Source organism: Rheinheimera mangrovi (assembly GCF_003990335.1).
Lineage (GTDB): Bacteria > Pseudomonadota > Gammaproteobacteria > Enterobacterales > Alteromonadaceae > Pararheinheimera > Pararheinheimera mangrovi.
The window spans coordinates 4,228,057-4,243,437 of record NZ_CP034683.1; the positions used below are offsets into that span (position 1 = coordinate 4,228,057).

The following is a 15,381-nucleotide window of genomic DNA, read 5'->3' on the forward strand; positions in this document are numbered from 1 at the left end:
CTCCGATGGCTAACCCCTTATTACTCAAGCACTTTGTCAATAATAGAGGCCATTTCATCAATAGAAAGCACTCTGTCTCCTCTTAATAAAATGACAAAATGCTCGTCTATATGGGCTACACCTAAGATAAACTGCGCTCTGATCTTGGCGCCAAAAGTCGGGGCGGATTCAATACTTTTATCAGAAATTTCCATCACTTCGCAGACACTATCGACCACGGCCCCCAAGGTCACTATTTGATCGTCGTATGGAATTTCCATAATGATAATGCAGGTTCTTTTTTGCACTTCGGTCGCAGGCTTATTAAAGCGAATGGATAAATCAATCACAGGGACCACTTCACCACGCAAATTCAGCACACCTTTGACAAAGTCCGGCATCAGCGGGATAGAAGTGACATTGTCATACTCAATAATTTCTTTCACCGAACTGATACTGATGCCAAAGTATTCGTCTCTTAATAAAAAGGTCAGGTAATGCTCAGGGTGCAGGTCGTCACGTTTCAATGAATCGTTGATCAGATTATTGCCTTGCGGCCTGTTTGTTACTGTTGACATGTTTGCATCTCCAGATTGGTGGCAAACTGAACTAACTGCGGGATATCGAGGATCAAGCCTATATCACCACTGCCCAAAATGGTTGACCCGCCAATACCCCTTAAGGATTTAAACATCGAATTCAGGGGTTTAATCACCGCCTGTAATTCACCATGCAGACTGTCTACCACTAAGCCAGCCCGGTCTGAGCCATACTGCACAACCACTATGTTCTCCCGCCCACAAGGCACTTTGGAGAGCTTAAATAAATCTCTTAAACGAATAAAAGGCAGCACCTCACCACGCAGGTCGAGATAATTCCGGCCATGGGTTTGCAAAGATGGATGAAATTCAATGCATTCCTGAACCATATTCAGTGGCAATACCATTTTGGCGTCAGCCACGCTGACAAGGAAGCCATCAATAATAGCCAGCGTCAGAGGTAAACGAATACTGAAAGTCGTGCCTTGGTCCAGCGTCGAAAAAATCTGAATTTGACCACGTAACTCTTCGATATTACGCCGTACCACATCCATACCTACACCACGACCTGACAAATTAGTCACGGCTGCGGCAGTGGAGAAACCAGGTTCAAAAATAAGTTTAAAAATATCCTGCTCAGACAACTCCCGATCTGCGCTGATAATGCCTTTGTCTATAGCTTTTTGCCGGATCTTCTGATGATTTAAACCCGCTCCATCATCAGAAATTTCAATGACGACAGAACCGGCTTCATGCCGGGCACTCAATTTTAATTGCCCCTGCGCTGGTTTGCCTTTGTATAACCTTAACTCTTTTGGCTCTATGCCGTGGTCCAGCGCATTACGCACTATATGCATTAAAGGGTCGGATAACTTCTCGACCATGGTTTTATCCAGCTCGGTTTCAGCACCATCAATCATTAGATTGATCTCTTTATCCAGCTCTTTACTGACATCCCTGACTATACGGCGCAAACGGCTGAAGGATTCGCCAATCTGCACCATACGCAGGCCCAGAGCACCATCCCGGATCTGTTCAAGCAAGGAGGTTAAAATCGAAAAGGACTCAGTAATTTTGTCATCTTCCAGATGAGATAACAGCGTGTCCATCTCGGCACCAGACGTTACCAGCTCCCCAATCAGGTTGATCAGTAAATCCAGTTTTTTCGCTTCCACTTTCAGAAACTGAAAATCAGCAGGTCGTTTATGTTCGGTAGACTTTTGCTTGTCCAACGCTGTACTGACTATGTCTTTCGATACAGCACCTTGCTGTACTAAGGCTTCGCCCAACGCAATTTCCTGCGTTTTATGCACCTGCAAGGCCTGGGCTAATTCACGCTCAGTCACAGCCCCCGCCTGTACCAGCAAAGCTCCTAGTTTTTCATCAACCACAGCTTGCTGCTCAAGCTGCTGGCTAATTTTGGCAGGCACAGTGATCTGAATTTTGCTGCTGTCCTGAATAAATTCAAACACATCCTCCAACTCTTTTTTACTGACGGCAGAATTCAGTTCAATAAAAAGCTGCAAGTAACAGGTTTCCGGGTCAAAGTCGTCTTTAAAATGGGGCAGCAATCTGACCTGTTGCAACTGACCCAGCGTCGACAGAAAACCTAATTGGGATAAAGGGTCCATGCCATCACGGAACACATCAGGACCATACTGAATATCTATCAACCAGTTCTCAGAGCTCTGTGCAGGCTCAGCTTCGTCAACTACAGTTACTGGCGACGGATCCAGATAGCGATTTAACGCCACCAGCAACAATTCGCCAGCCTGAAAATCAAGCTCAATGGCTGGGTCCTGTAACTGTCGAACCATAGTAGTTAAGTGGTCCTGACTGGCGAAACACAGATTAATCAGCGTTTCATCCATGGCCAGCTCACGAGAGCGGACTTTATCCAGCACACTCTCCACACTATGAGTAAAAGCCACTATATGGTCATAACCAAACAAACCTGCAGAGCCTTTAATGGTATGAGCTGCACGGAAAATTGCATCAATATGTGACTCAACTGTCGCTTCACCTGATTCAATTTCTAATAAGCAGGACTCCATAGCCTCAAGCAACCCCATGGCTTCCTCAAAAAACAACGACTTCGCTTCTGACATATCCATAGAGTGCCCCTTCTAAATTGCTGCTGCGTCAGAAGTAAAATCCAGTGAATACAGCTGAAATACCCGACTAACAGCCGGGTTTTCGCTATGAGTCAGGGTAAAGTTTTTGTCTTTGTGATGCTGCATCACCCACAGTACTAACTGCACACCGGAAGAATCAAAGTCGTTCACTGCGGATAAATCCAGAATCACTTTCTCCATCGTCATGCTGGTAAGCTTTTTCAGGGCTTCATAACAATCCCGAACAGTAAAAATGGTCAGATCATGACCAAATTCAACCACCAGAAAATCCGCTTTTGGAGTAATTTGTACTGACATGTTGAAGTCCTAAGGAAGAATAAGTTTATTCACGGCGACCAACATTTGTTCAGGGCGAAATGGCTTGATAATCCAGGCTTTTGCTCCGGCAGCACGCCCCTGTTCTTTTTTCTCTTCTGCACCTTCAGTGGTTAACATCACCACAGGAGTAAAACGATAAGCTGGTAACTGCTTGATTTCCTTTAATAAGGTAATGCCATCCATATTTGGCATATTCACGTCCGAAATAATTAGATGGACTTTCTGCCCTGTCAGTTTCTTTAGCGCGTCCACGCCATCCACTGCTTCAATCACGTCAAAACCGTTGGCTTTGAGGGTCATGCCCACGACCTGACGAATGCTGATTGAGTCATCGACAATTAGTATGGTTTTCATCACTGCACATCCCTAAAAAAACGTAATATCATCATCTGACGCTGAGTGTTGTTTACCGCCCGTATGCACAGACACTTGCTCAAGCGTGGTATAGGTTTTTCGTAATCCTTCCAGCCACTGCTGTACTGAAATAGTATCGGGCAGCTGCCCCGCATCCAGCTGGGCCGCAAACAGGTTTGCGTTGTCACTCAGCTTATTCATATCGTCCATCACGTGGCTGAGGATTTGGCTGACTCTGTCCTGAAACTGTAAATGCATCACCACATCAGATAGTTGCTGCTGCACATGCTCTGCCTGTAGCTGCATTTGATGATTGGAATCACTGATGCCCTGCACTGCACCTTCGTAGTCGCTGAGCACACTGCTGATGGTTTGTTCGGTTTGTTGAATAAGCTGTTGTTCGTGACCGACTTGCTGCTCTGAATCTGCCACTGTTTTGGTTAAAGCCTGTGTCACTTCAGCCACACGTTGGCGGATTTTTTGGCCAGCTTCGCTGGAACGATTAGATAAAGCACGAACTTCGGTCGCGACCACAGCAAAACCCCGACCACTTTCACCCGCTCTGGCTGCTTCGATAGCCGCATTGAGTGCCAACAAATTAGTTTGAGCGGCTATATCGCCCACTTCACTGGTCATGGCTTGCAAATTGTCTGTCACTTTGGCAAGTTCCTGAATGTCAGTCAGCATCTTGTGGCGGTTTTGCTGAGCCTGATTTAATTGCTGTGTCATCGCCAGCAGCTTACGTTCAGACTCTTTAATCATTGCAACCAGCATCTGCTCATTGTGCGCAGCTCCTTTACCTGGCCCCGATCCCAACACACTGAGCAGGTCAGCAAACTTATGATTCAGATGCACTACTCCGGCTTCGGTTTGTTCTTTGACCAACTCCGATTGTTTCACCCACATCGGCAACACCTGACTAAGTAACTGCAGCAGATTTTGGCTAAAAGGCCGCAGTTCCGGCACTTGTTCCTGCCGGATTTGTTCTGTTTTGGGCTCTGCTGCAGAAAAAGACAACCACAATAAGGCCGCACCAACCAGGCACAACAGAGTGCTGAAGATTGCCCCGCCAATAGATGAATAGTTCAGCCATTGGCTGACCAACACCAAAATAAATAAAATGATGCACAGCGGAGGAATTAACCTTTTGTCCATTAGCCAGTTCCAAAGTTACAAAGAGACGCCAGAGAAGTATGGATCCTGCTGGTTTTTTTGCCATTAATTCGCAGAAAAAATTGTTAATTTTCTTTAAGTTATAGAATTGTGAGCTTAAGACTGCTCAAGTAGTAAAAGAAGCGGGGCGGGTATTTCAACATAGATACAGTGGATGAACATAACAGGGAATAGAGATCTGCTGCTCTCTGTTCCCTTGTTAAAAAACTAATTGGCTTCGCGAGCTTCCAACACTGGTTTTTGTTGTTGAGTTTTTTTCATATGCCGCCCATAGACCGGCTCAAACAGCGGTGTCGCCATAAGCGTGGTGACTATGGCCATCAGCACCATAATGGAAAATAAAGCAGGCATAGTCTCAGCAGGAAATATCTGTTGTTGTATGTCTGGCCATAGCAGGCCAGATAACCAAAGATTTGGGCTGCGACCAGAATAACGGCCAATTACAGCACAAAGCTGCCCACAAATTCCAATGCGTTCATCATTTATACTTCTAAAGTTGTTGATGTAGAGGTTGTTGTTTTAGCGTGGGAAGCTTGTGTGTTTTTGCTTTGCTACCGGTTTAAACCGATCTCTGAAATCGAGACTACAGAGCAGTTTAATCCAGCACAAACGGATTTCTGCGACCACCCATTAAGCAGTTGATTAGATAGATATTTTTATTTACTCAGATACCACCAGATAAACAATAGTGAAAAGCTGAACAAATAAATCAGGCCTAGCCAGGATAACAAGCGGATCCAGGGTTGCATCAGATGTTTTTGCTGGCCCCGCATCAGGCGGTAATTTAGCCAGGCAAAAACCGGAGTAGTCACAAAAGCCAGACTCATCGCAAAGGTCAACATGGGCCCAAGCGCAGATTTAAAAAACAAAATCACAGCCATCCCCGAAGCTGCTTGTGCCAGCAGCCAGTAGTTATAGCTATGTTTTCGTTCAGCTTTTTGCCAACCCAAGAGTTGAAAAGATTCATTAATAGTGCGGGCATATCCATCCAGCACCGTCAGCGTGGTACCAAACATACAAAGAAAGGCGACTAAAGCCACCAACAGCTTTGACCAGTCGCCTATAGTGCTGGCATACATAGCAACAAACTGGCTGGTATAAGCAGCACCAGCTAATTCAACTTTCTGATCCGAGCCATATTGCACCAAAGCACCCAGCGATAAAAACACCAATGCCAGTGCAGTAGTACTCCAATAGCCTAAGTTAAAATCAAACAAACCATCCTGTTTATTGACAGGGGTATGCTGTTGCTTGGCTTTTAGCCACAACGAATTAATAGCCGAAATTTCAATAGGAGCAGGCATCCAGCCCATCAACGCCACCAAAAAACCTAAATACATCAACTGCCAGGGTGAAGGGCCAACAAAATCGGCTGCTGCTGTTGGGCCTTTGTTGAAGGCAATAATAGCGGCAGCCACTGTAGTGATGGTCAGCAGCACCATTACCCATTTAGACACCTTGTCGAGTAACTTGTATTGGCCTGCCAATAAAATCAGCAAACAAACCGCCAACAAGATCAAACAAAGAACGGTCAGTGATAACTGCACCGGCATAAAAAACTGCAACAAACTGGCGGTCAGTAATAAGACCCCTGCGGTATTAACCACCGCAGCTATCAAATTCAGCCAGACAAAACTGAATAAATAACCCCGACCTTGTTTTTTATAACCTTCCAGTAAGGTTTCACCGCTTTGCAGGCTGTATTCCACACCAAAGCGGAAAAAGGGGTATTTCAGCACGTTCACCAGCAAAATCAGCACTGCCAGTTGCCAGCCAAACAAAGCACCTGCCTGAGTGGAAGCAACAATATGTGAGCCACCAATGGCAGCCGTAGCCAATAAAACTCCCGGCCCTAAAGCTTTTAGCCTGCTGTGCCAGTTTGATGAATATCCCTGTTGCATAAGTTTTTGTTTTTATGTTTAAAAAGCCGTGGCCCAGCTTAGCCAAAGCCAAAGCGGAACACCATCAGGCCAGAGTAAAAACTTCAGAGGTCGGTCCTTCGGCTTGCCGCTTGGCTTAGGCTCTGGCATGCTGCGCGCATAAATCAATGCATCTGGAAAATACCCTTATGAGCCAGGAACCCTTAGTCGATCAGGAAATTATTTTTGAAGTGCTGGAAAACCAGCTGGCCGATAATAATCCAAAACAAGTGAAAGAAACCCTGATGCGGTTATGCATGACAGGTCATAGCAGAGAAGATGCTCTCGAATTAATGGCTTGTGCTTTAGCACCGGAAATGGAAGCGGTGATTGAACGCAACGAAACATTTAATCTGCAGCGCTACATCGAACATCTGGCCTTGTTACCAGAAATGCCTTGGGTGACGGAATAATCTGCAGATTTTCTTGTTGCAGCAAGGCGACAAGCGAATGAGCCCCTAGGAGCATAGTTGTCCTATGTGACTGGGGCGAGCTATCTATTATAAGAGCAGGCAGTCAACGCCGCTGCAGCGCCAAGGACGCAGGATTTTCAGAAATAGATGATCATCTCGGCTGCTTCACAGCGACAATCAAAACCACAACGCACACATTCATAACCGTTATGACTATCCTCCCGCCACTTATCCAGATGGATTTTTACCAGCTGTCCACCTTGTTTACTGAAGTACTTTACCGCCGCATTGCCCGGACTTTGCCGCCATAAATGCGCCACACCGGCTTTGGCACCTTGTTGTTTTAACGCTGCCATAGAGCGGTTCATTAACTCACCGCCTATACCGCGGCCCTGCCAGAGTGGCGCTATGGTATTGCATTTAAAGTAACTGGTATCGGCCACAGCGGTTTGCCAGAGTTCTGTACTGCACCATTGATCTGGTTGCCACTGCCCGGCCGCCCAACATAAACGAAAACCCACCAATTGCTGATCCGCATAAGCAACAAAGCTGGCATCTATACCTTGTTTAATACTTAACTGGTGATAGTAAGCCAGAGACTGCTGATCCAGATAACCATCACCATGCACCTGATTCGCCAAGTGCAGCAAAGCGGTATAATCCTGCAACTGCAACTGACGGTACTGAATAGCTATAGAATGCATAAAAGGCTCTTGGTTTTTTATCTGCTTCTTGCCATGATCGCCAAAAGCTCTATCCAATACAATAGGCCCGTCTAACCAGAGGAAATATGGATGTACGACCCGCTAATTGATCCCCATCCTGGCCAGGGCCAACCTTACCCACACAGCTATTGGGCAGATCATTCTGGTTTTGCTCCTGCTGATAATGGCCAGCTCCAACAGGATTTGTCCGTGGATGTGGCTATTATTGGCGCTGGCTATACCGGCTTATCCTGCGCTTATCATCTGGCGACTGAACATGGTGTCAAAGCCGTGGTGCTGGAAGCCAATCAAACCGCCTGGGGGTGCAGTGGCCGTAATGCAGGTTTTGTATTGAAATCCTCGGGTCGAAAACCCTATTCGGTGATGAGAGCCCAGTATGGCGAAGCCGCTATGCACGGAATTTATAACGAATTCTGTGCCGGGCTTGAAACCGTCAAGTCGCTGATCGACACAGGCATAGACTGCGACCAGCAAGAAGCTGGCTACTTACGCATGGCTCATAAGCCATCCATGATCAAAACCCTGCAACAACAAGCCAGCTTGTTACAAAAAGAGTTTGGTTATCAGGTGGAGCTGTTCAGCCGTGATGAGCTACAGCAAAAATTTGTTGCCGACCAGCATGCCTATGCCGCCTTACGTTTTTACGATGGTTTTGGAGTTAATCCATTAAAGCTGGCATGGGGTTATCAGCAATTGGCGCAAAAAGCGGGCGCGAAAATTTATAGTGCAAGCCCTGTCACCCAATGGCAACAAGACGGCGAACAGCAGCTTTTAATCACTCCACAAGGCAATGTCAGAGCGAAAAAGGTGGTGATTGCCAGCAATGGCTATACACCTAAGCTGCTGCACAGCGGTGTGCAATCCCGAACTTTGCCGGTGTTATCACAAATTATTGTCACTGAACCTTTATCTGAAGCCCAACTGGCTGCCTGCAACTTTTTAACCTCGCAAGTCATTATGGATACCCGCGCGTTGAAGTATTACTACCGCAAATTACCTGACAACAGAATTCTGTTTGGTGGCCGCGGCGCTATCACTGGTAAGGGCGCAGAAGATCCTTATTTCGCCAGGCGTTTGCTTGAGGTATTAAAACTCAGTTTTCCAGCTCTGCATTCATTAACCTATGACTACAGCTGGTCAGGCTGGATTTGTATGACGCTGGATGATATTCCTCATTTGGCGCAGGCCGATGATAAAGGCAATGTGTTGTACAGCATGGGGTATTGCGGCAGCGGCCTGACCTTTTCAGTTCAGGCTGGCAAACGACTGTCTGAACGTTTAATGGGAGTCCCTTTGCCTACCATTCCGTTGTACCAGAGTGCTCTACCTAAATTTCCGCTACCTGCTTTGCGGCGTTTAGGTCAGTGGGGCTATTTTCATTATGGGATGGTCAAAGACCGTTGGTTCTAATCCTCTTCGTATAGTTCAGGTTAGACACGAGACGGGCAGGGACAAGCCCTGCCCCTACCGAAGCCGCAGCAAGTTCTTGGGTATATAAACAGAGTCAGGTAAACTAGCGGCCATATCCGGCGTGAGAAAAGACATCATGAGTTCAAGCAAAGCGTTAAAAAAGAAAATAAGTAAAAGAGCCAAACAAAAGAAAAACATTCTGGTGAAAAACTCCATCCGGCTGAAACAGAAAGCTGCAGAAACTCAGACTGAAGTCGCGAAAACCGAAGCTACTGAAACGCAGGTTCCTGAAGCTGCTGATTCACTTCAGAAAAATACTTCAGCTGCAGCTGAGTAAAAACCGGCTCTTGCTGGACTTCAGCCAGAGCCTTGTCAAACTTGTTTCGTAACCGTTCATTTTTAAAGGCCGCGCTGTATAAACTGGCCGAAAATAGAGGCGCTATATCAAAGGGCTGCATACTCTGGCCTGCCAGTTTGGCGTAGTAATAAAAAATATTCCTGTCCATCACCACCACATCACACCGCTCCAGCAGCAACATTTGCAATTGCTGACTCTGATTAGCCACTTCCTGATAATTCACCACAAAACGAACCAGTTGTTGATACTCCGGGCCTAACAAAGTGCGGGCATTATGAAAAGCCACTACAGAATAAGGTTTCAGTTGCTCTAACTGCATAAGTTGCAAACTTTTTGATGCCAGACTGGCAGCGACATTCTGATAGCGGATGTAAGGCAATGAAAAATACAGCTTTTGTTGTGTTGGATCGGGTTTCTGTAAAGTCGCAATATCAGCCCGGCCATCCAACATTAGGTCTTTGATTCGGGCATTAGGCACATGTAAAAACACGGCGTCATAGCCCATTTTTTGAGCCAACAAACGCAACAAGTCCAGCTCGTAGCCTGAACTGTCGTTTAAATCTATATAAGGAGGTTTATCCAGCCCAACCAGGATAGTCAGTTCTGTTTTGGCTTGAGCAGTAAAACTACAGGCGATACATAAAAACAACAACCATCTCATGCGCTTACCTCTATGCCAGCCGTTAGAAAAAGTTTAGTCTGAATAAGATGATCCTTAGCCAATAAAGGCAGCACCTTATGTCACCATCAGTTGAGATCCAACATTCCCCTGCGCAGCAGCGCTTTGTCATTCAGTGGCTAAACGAACAGGCAGAACTTTTATATAGCCTTGACCCAATTAGCAGGAAAATCAACTTTTACCGTACTTATGTTCCACCGAGCGCCAGAGGCCAGGGTTTAGCACGGCAGTTAGTTGAAGCTGGTATTGATTGGGCTAAAAAACAAGGCTATGAAATGCAGGCCAGTTGCTCTTATGTGCAACCATTTTTAAAGGCGTGAAACATTTTCTTACGATTCAGTTTGAGTACAGCTTGACGCGCCTACACTGTTGTCAACTTCATTGCCGAAGGCAATCGAACTTTATAACAGTGAATTGAGGTGCAACATGAACAAGTCTCTAATTGCAGGTTTAGTAGTAGGTGGTATCGCCGTTACTGCTTTAGGTTCTGTGGCAGGCTACAGTTATTTAGACAAAAAACCGGACTATGCAGAAGTAGTGGCCAGCAAAGCAGTGTATGAAAGCTACAACGTTCCGGTTGAACAATGTACCGATCAGATAGTGCAGCAGAAAAAAGCTGTACAGGATCAGCATCAAATTGCAGGTACAGTCTTAGGTGCTGTGGTTGGTGGTGTACTGGGTAACCAGGTAGGCGGCGGTTCAGGTAAAAAGATCGCGACTGTTGCTGGCGCTGCAGCCGGAGGTTATGCCGGTAAACAAGTGCAGAGCGACATGCAAAACAAGGATGTAGAAAGCACTACACGTCGCGTTTGTAAAACAGTACAGAAAAAAGAACAACGAGTGGTTGGTTACGACGTAACTTACCTGCTGGACGGTAAAGTCCACAAAACCCGCATGGATGAAGAACCGGCAGAACGTATTCCGGTAAAAGATGGCCAGCTGTTAACGGCAAACGCCAACTAAGAAAAATGCCCCTTGTTGGGGCATTTTTGTTTCTATTCGGTACCACTTTAGAAATACCTCCTTATATTTTTCTGTTTTCCTTGCGGCTTATCCAAACCAGACCTATGGTGCTAAAAGAGCATGTGCTATCACACTGGGCTGTTTATCTCATGTCAGCGGTACGCTTCAAAAGTTCGGGTTTTGTTATTTTGCTGAGTCTCTGGATGACAAGCTGGTCTGCAGTAGCAGAATCCTTGTTGTCTGACACCCAGATTGCGCACCTGAAACAAAAAGGCAAAGTTACCTATTGCATAGACCCCAACTGGCTGCCTTTTGAAGCTCTGTCTGAACAAGGCAAACATACGGGTATTTCAGCTGAGTATATTCGTCTGCTGCAACGCATGCTGCCGGTACCACTGGAGTTATACCCTACCGCCGACTGGCCAGCATCGTTGCAGGCGGCCAAAGACAGGCACTGTGATTTGCTTACTCTGGCCATGCCCACCCCTTCCCGCCTTGAATACCTGATCTTTACCAAAGCTTATCTGGAAGTACCTAATGTCGTAGTCACCACCAAAGACAAAGCCTTTATCCGCTCGGTAGCTGATATTCCAACTTCTTCTCCTGTTGGCATAAGGGCTGGCTTTGGCACCCTTGAGCTTTATCAGCAACGTTACCCTAAATTACAACTGGTACCTTTTCATGATTACGAACAAGGACTGTTGCAGGTTCAGTCAGGCCATTTGTACGGTATGCTCGGCAATATGGGCAGCATTAGTTATAGCCTGCAGCAAAACTCCATCACCAACCTGAAAATAGCAGGGCGATTAGCCGAGGACACGCTGCTCAGTCTGGCCTGCAGGAACGATGACCCCATGCTGCTGGAGATTTTTGACAAGTTATTACTGCAGATCAGCCCGGAACAAAAGCAACACATCAACAATCGTTGGCTGGCCATTCGTTACGAGCAGGGGTTTGACTATGAATTGTTCTGGCAAATGCTACTGGCGTTTGTCTTGCTGATATCTGTGGTCAGTATCAGTTACCTGAAGCTAAAAAAACTCAATTTGGCTCTGATTGAAGCCAATACAAGGCTGGAACAACTCAGCCAGCATGACCCTTTAACGGGCTTGTACAACAGGCAATATTTTGAACCCAGGGTGCAACAGGCTTTGGCTTTGTGTCAGCGACAGCAACTGCCACTAACGCTGGCGATGATGGATTTGGATCATTTTAAAGATATCAATGACACACTAGGGCATAACTTCGGTGATCAGTGCTTAAAAGACTTCGCGGAGCTATGCCAGAGTCAGTTTCAACGCAAAGACGACTTATTGGTGCGATATGGTGGCGAGGAGTTTATTTTAGTCAGTGTCGGTAGTGATGCAGAAACTATGCAGCAATTACTGGAAGATTTTCTCCAGCGCCTTGAACAGCATCAGGTCCGACTAAACCATCAACGGGGCCGCTGCACTGTCAGTATTGGTTGGTACTGCGACATACCACCTGCCACAATGGACAGCAGAAGCTTAGTCGAGCTGGCCGATCAGGCGTTGTATCAGGCCAAAGATGCTGGCCGCAATTGCGCAGTTCGCTCTGAGGCGACTGTCCCCACTAGCCCAGATTATTAATCCACTCGCTCATGACTACATGAGTCCGGATTTTAATCACGTCCAGTTCGGCATCCAGTAACTCGCGAATTTCATGCAGCCGCTGCATAGACTCTGTTTTTATTGATAGACCTGCGTTTTCACGGCAGAAAACTACAGTTTGTCGCCTTGGCTTTTATTAGAATATCACCAGCCCTAATCGAAGAGAAAAACTATGTCACACAAAGGAATAGGACGTTGGCAAGGTGCGGCACTAATGGCCACCACTTTACTGGGCACCGGAGTATTTATTCTGCCGCAGATGACAGTCTCTGTCGCTGGCCCTTGGGCTTTGCTGGCCTGGCTGATACTCACCCTCGCTGTATTACCGCTGGCTTTTACTTTTGGTTTGCTGGCCAGCCGTTTTCCTCATGCTACAGGGCCTGCACACTTTGCAGCTTTAGCTTTTGGTGAACTGACAGGGCGAATTCTTGGCCTGATGTTTTTGCTGGTAGTGCCACTTGGTGCATCCGCAGCCTTGATGATTACTTTTGAATTTATTGCGCCTTTATTACCTCAAGCCCAGCAATGGCGCTTGCCGGTTGAATTAAGCCTGCTGGGCTTAATATGGCTGCTGAATTATCGTGGTTTACAGCTTTCGGCCCGCCTGCAGTTTGGTTTAACACTACTGATTATTGCGGTGGTACTGTTGTTATTACTGGCCTTTGGCTTGCTGCAACCGCAAAGCCTGCAACAGCCCCCTTTGCCTGCTTTTAATGGCAGCGCTTTGGCTGCAGCTTGTGCTATCGCCTTCTGGAGTTTTTTAGGTATTGAAGCCATGACTCATCTGGCCCATGATTTCAGAGATGCCAGCAAAGATTTATTACCTGCGCTTTTTCGCGGATGTCTGGTGGTTGGCGCTATTTATATCGCCTGTAGTTACTTAGTGCTGGTGATGGGAGCAGGCAATCCGCTGGCTATGATTGGCGTTTTTAATCAGTTGTTAGGGGGTTATGGCGAGCTGGTGCTTGGAATCTTAGGCTTTTGCAGTGGCATAGCGACAGTCAATGTCTACACCGCCAGTGTGGCCCGCTCTTTGGCCAGCTTTAGTGAACAAGGCATTACTCCTGCTTTTTTTCAGCAGAAAAACGCTCATCAGATCCCTCAACGCGCTTTAACTGCCATTATCAGCGCTATGGCGGCAGTGTTGTTACTGACCTGGTTCAGCGGCCAGCAACTGGAGGATTTAATCAGTTGGGTCAACGGAGTCTTTGTAGTGATTTATCTGGTCAGTATGGCAGCGGCTTACAGGCTGCTGCCAGGTCGCTATAAAGCAGTAAGTCTGATCAGTTTAGCTTTGTGCCTGCTGCTGGCGGTGGCTATAGCAGAACATATGCTGTACGCCCTGCTTTTGATTGTGCTTATCTGGCCACTGCTTTATCTACAGCAGAAAAAACAACGGTTTAGCGTACCACTTTAAGTGGGCCGTCTTTGATCTGACGTGTCACAGTGTAAGGCAAAGCTAAGGTGTCAGTAACGGCGCAAAGCATGGTATCTATGGCCCAAACAGGTAAATCCGCAGCAGCTGTGTAACTGGTTTTGCTTGGTTCACCATACATCAGACAAAAGTTATGTGCGACTCCACTGTAAATACGGGGAATAGACTGACAATAACTCTTTTTGTCGTTATAACTGATTTTCACTTTGCCTTTTTCAGGAGCCAAAGTCTGAAAAGTACCACAACCAGTTAAGACTAAAACCAGAGGTAACAAGCTGAGATAGTTGATTGTTTGCCGCATTTAGTTTCCTTCCATTAACGACGCTGAATTAGCCTGCCCTACGGCCCCGGCATAAAAAATCAGCAACAACACAGGTTCTGTGCCAATATTTTTACCGCTATGAGCGGTATTAACCACTTCAGCTAAAGCATCACCCGCCCTAACCACATTCTTTTTACCATTTCTTAACCTAATTTCCAACTGACCTTGCGGATAGTTTAATAAAACTCCATCCCAGCTTTGGCTGGTTTTTAATACCTGCGTCACCTTTACTGCTTCGCTTGTTTCAATAGCAGATAAGGAAGATCTGAATGACAAAAACAAAATGCAGCTCACAGCAATGACGTGATTCATAAGTTTTTCCAATAAGGGATGGATAGAATCAAGTCTAGTAGCGGTAAAACATATCTCCAGAAAAAACAATAAGAAAGCACTCTGGTTCAGCCGCATTTCAGCTAGTATTCTTTAGACTAAACGGCTTCATAACGTCTTTGTTCTGAAACCCAATCAAACGCCTTTTAAGGATCAGCCCATGCAACCGGACACCAGTACTTTTCGTTTCAGTTTAAAATTCAGTAGTGGCCTTTTTGCGCTGTTAACCCTGTGGCTGCTGTATCTGGACTGGCAACTATTAGTACCGGCCTGGCTGAAGTATTTGTTTTTGCTCATCAACGCTGTGACTTTGTTTGGTTACTGGCGTGATAAAAAAGCGGCTGAACAACAAGCCTGGCGCACTCAGGAAAGTACCTTATTATTGTTGGGCTTAGCTGGTGGTTGGCCAGCAGCTTTTGTGGCTCAGCATTGGTTTCGGCACAAAAACCGTAAAGTCAGCTTTCAGTTACTGTTCTGGCTGACGGCACTACTAAACACCTCCGCCTGCTATAGCCTGTGGATCTCCGGCTGGTTGCTGCCATAAGGGTAAAAACTGCGACCAGAAACAAGACTTGCTCTATACCCCAGCAAAAAAGCGCGATAGATTAAGGAAAAACCGTTGCAGCACAAAAAGACAGCGGTACAAACCCAAAGTAATTGGCGTAGCAATACGACAACAAATACCAAGGGTATTTTCC

The 15,381-nt window shown here is 46.3% G+C and carries 18 protein-coding genes; 7 read left to right on the top strand and 11 right to left on the bottom strand.

Features of this window, described 5'->3' with window-relative positions; genetic code table 11:
* Nucleotides 1–20 precede the first annotated feature (20 nt).
* The 7 genes from EK374_RS18940 to EK374_RS18970 form a co-directional block, all read right to left on the bottom strand.
* Nucleotides 21–557, bottom strand: a complete 537-nt coding sequence (locus tag EK374_RS18940; RefSeq protein ID WP_127026090.1) for a chemotaxis protein CheW — start codon at nt 555–557, stop codon at nt 21–23.
* Complete coding sequence (locus tag EK374_RS18945) at nt 545–2,632, bottom strand: chemotaxis protein CheA (RefSeq protein ID WP_127026091.1); 2,088 nt, start codon at nt 2,630–2,632, stop codon at nt 545–547. Before EK374_RS18945 ends, EK374_RS18940 begins: the two co-directional genes overlap by 13 nt.
* Nucleotides 2,633–2,644: 12 nt before the next feature.
* Nucleotides 2,645–2,950, bottom strand: a complete 306-nt coding sequence (locus tag EK374_RS18950) for an STAS domain-containing protein (RefSeq protein WP_127026092.1) — start codon at nt 2,948–2,950, stop codon at nt 2,645–2,647.
* 9 nt (nt 2,951–2,959) lie between these two features.
* Nucleotides 2,960–3,325: a response regulator gene (locus EK374_RS18955; protein ID WP_233280285.1), complete on the bottom strand. Its 366-nt coding sequence runs from the start codon at nt 3,323–3,325 to the stop codon at nt 2,960–2,962.
* A 12-nt stretch (nt 3,326–3,337) separates the two neighbouring features.
* Nucleotides 3,338–4,480, bottom strand: coding sequence for a methyl-accepting chemotaxis protein (locus EK374_RS21105; protein ID WP_127026094.1), 1,143 nt, complete (start codon nt 4,478–4,480; stop codon nt 3,338–3,340).
* Between the two features lie 225 nt (nt 4,481–4,705).
* Entirely contained in the window at nt 4,706–4,849 is a 144-nt protein-coding gene (locus tag EK374_RS18965) for a hypothetical protein (RefSeq protein ID WP_206099242.1), read from the bottom strand.
* 305 nt (nt 4,850–5,154) lie between these two features.
* On the bottom strand, nt 5,155–6,399 hold the full coding sequence (locus tag EK374_RS18970) for an NRAMP family divalent metal transporter (RefSeq protein ID WP_127026095.1): 1,245 nt from the start codon (nt 6,397–6,399) through the stop codon (nt 5,155–5,157).
* A gap of 167 nt (nt 6,400–6,566) precedes the next feature.
* Here EK374_RS18970 and EK374_RS18975 point away from each other — a divergent pair, with 167 nt between their 5' ends.
* A complete protein-coding gene (locus tag EK374_RS18975; RefSeq protein WP_053423112.1) occupies nt 6,567–6,830 on the top strand; it encodes a hypothetical protein in 264 nt (87 codons plus the stop codon).
* 137 nt (nt 6,831–6,967) lie between these two features.
* Here the strand turns inward: EK374_RS18975 and EK374_RS18980 are convergent, their stop codons facing one another.
* Entirely contained in the window at nt 6,968–7,534 is a 567-nt protein-coding gene (locus tag EK374_RS18980; protein WP_127026096.1) for a GNAT family N-acetyltransferase, read from the bottom strand.
* A 90-nt stretch (nt 7,535–7,624) separates the two neighbouring features.
* On the opposite strand from EK374_RS18980, the gene EK374_RS18985 reads away from it, so the two are divergent.
* On the top strand, nt 7,625–8,965 hold the full coding sequence (locus EK374_RS18985) for an NAD(P)/FAD-dependent oxidoreductase (protein ID WP_127026097.1): 1,341 nt from the start codon (nt 7,625–7,627) through the stop codon (nt 8,963–8,965).
* 269 nt (nt 8,966–9,234) lie between these two features.
* Here the strand turns inward: EK374_RS18985 and EK374_RS18990 are convergent, their stop codons facing one another.
* Nucleotides 9,235–9,984: a substrate-binding periplasmic protein gene (locus EK374_RS18990; RefSeq protein WP_127026098.1), complete on the bottom strand. Its 750-nt coding sequence runs from the start codon at nt 9,982–9,984 to the stop codon at nt 9,235–9,237.
* A gap of 77 nt (nt 9,985–10,061) precedes the next feature.
* On the opposite strand from EK374_RS18990, the gene EK374_RS18995 reads away from it, so the two are divergent.
* From EK374_RS18995 to yjeH, 4 genes are all read left to right on the top strand, one after another.
* Complete coding sequence (locus EK374_RS18995; protein ID WP_127026099.1) at nt 10,062–10,322, top strand: GNAT family N-acetyltransferase; 261 nt, start codon at nt 10,062–10,064, stop codon at nt 10,320–10,322.
* Nucleotides 10,323–10,428: 106 nt separating this feature from the next.
* On the top strand, nt 10,429–10,965 hold the full coding sequence (locus EK374_RS19000) for a glycine zipper 2TM domain-containing protein (RefSeq protein ID WP_127026100.1): 537 nt from the start codon (nt 10,429–10,431) through the stop codon (nt 10,963–10,965).
* A gap of 203 nt (nt 10,966–11,168) precedes the next feature.
* Nucleotides 11,169–12,575, top strand: a complete 1,407-nt coding sequence (locus EK374_RS19005) for a diguanylate cyclase (RefSeq protein ID WP_164731915.1) — start codon at nt 11,169–11,171, stop codon at nt 12,573–12,575.
* A 193-nt stretch (nt 12,576–12,768) separates the two neighbouring features.
* Nucleotides 12,769–14,013, top strand: coding sequence for an L-methionine/branched-chain amino acid transporter (gene yjeH, locus EK374_RS19015; RefSeq protein ID WP_127026102.1), 1,245 nt, complete (start codon nt 12,769–12,771; stop codon nt 14,011–14,013).
* On the opposite strand, the gene EK374_RS19020 is transcribed toward yjeH, so the two are convergent.
* Together EK374_RS19020 and EK374_RS19025 are read right to left on the bottom strand one after the other, a co-directional pair.
* Nucleotides 13,997–14,332, bottom strand: a complete 336-nt coding sequence (locus EK374_RS19020; protein ID WP_127026103.1) for a YceK/YidQ family lipoprotein — start codon at nt 14,330–14,332, stop codon at nt 13,997–13,999. The two genes, yjeH and EK374_RS19020, sit on opposite strands and share 17 nt — an antisense overlap.
* Nucleotides 14,333–14,761, bottom strand: a complete 429-nt coding sequence (locus EK374_RS19025; RefSeq protein WP_233280286.1) for a cupin domain-containing protein — start codon at nt 14,759–14,761, stop codon at nt 14,333–14,335. It abuts the gene before it with no gap.
* An 82-nt stretch (nt 14,762–14,843) separates the two neighbouring features.
* Here EK374_RS19025 and EK374_RS19030 point away from each other — a divergent pair, with 82 nt between their 5' ends.
* A complete protein-coding gene (locus tag EK374_RS19030) occupies nt 14,844–15,227 on the top strand; it encodes a DUF1294 domain-containing protein (protein ID WP_127026104.1) in 384 nt (127 codons plus the stop codon).
* The last annotated feature ends 154 nt before the right edge of the window (nt 15,228–15,381 follow it).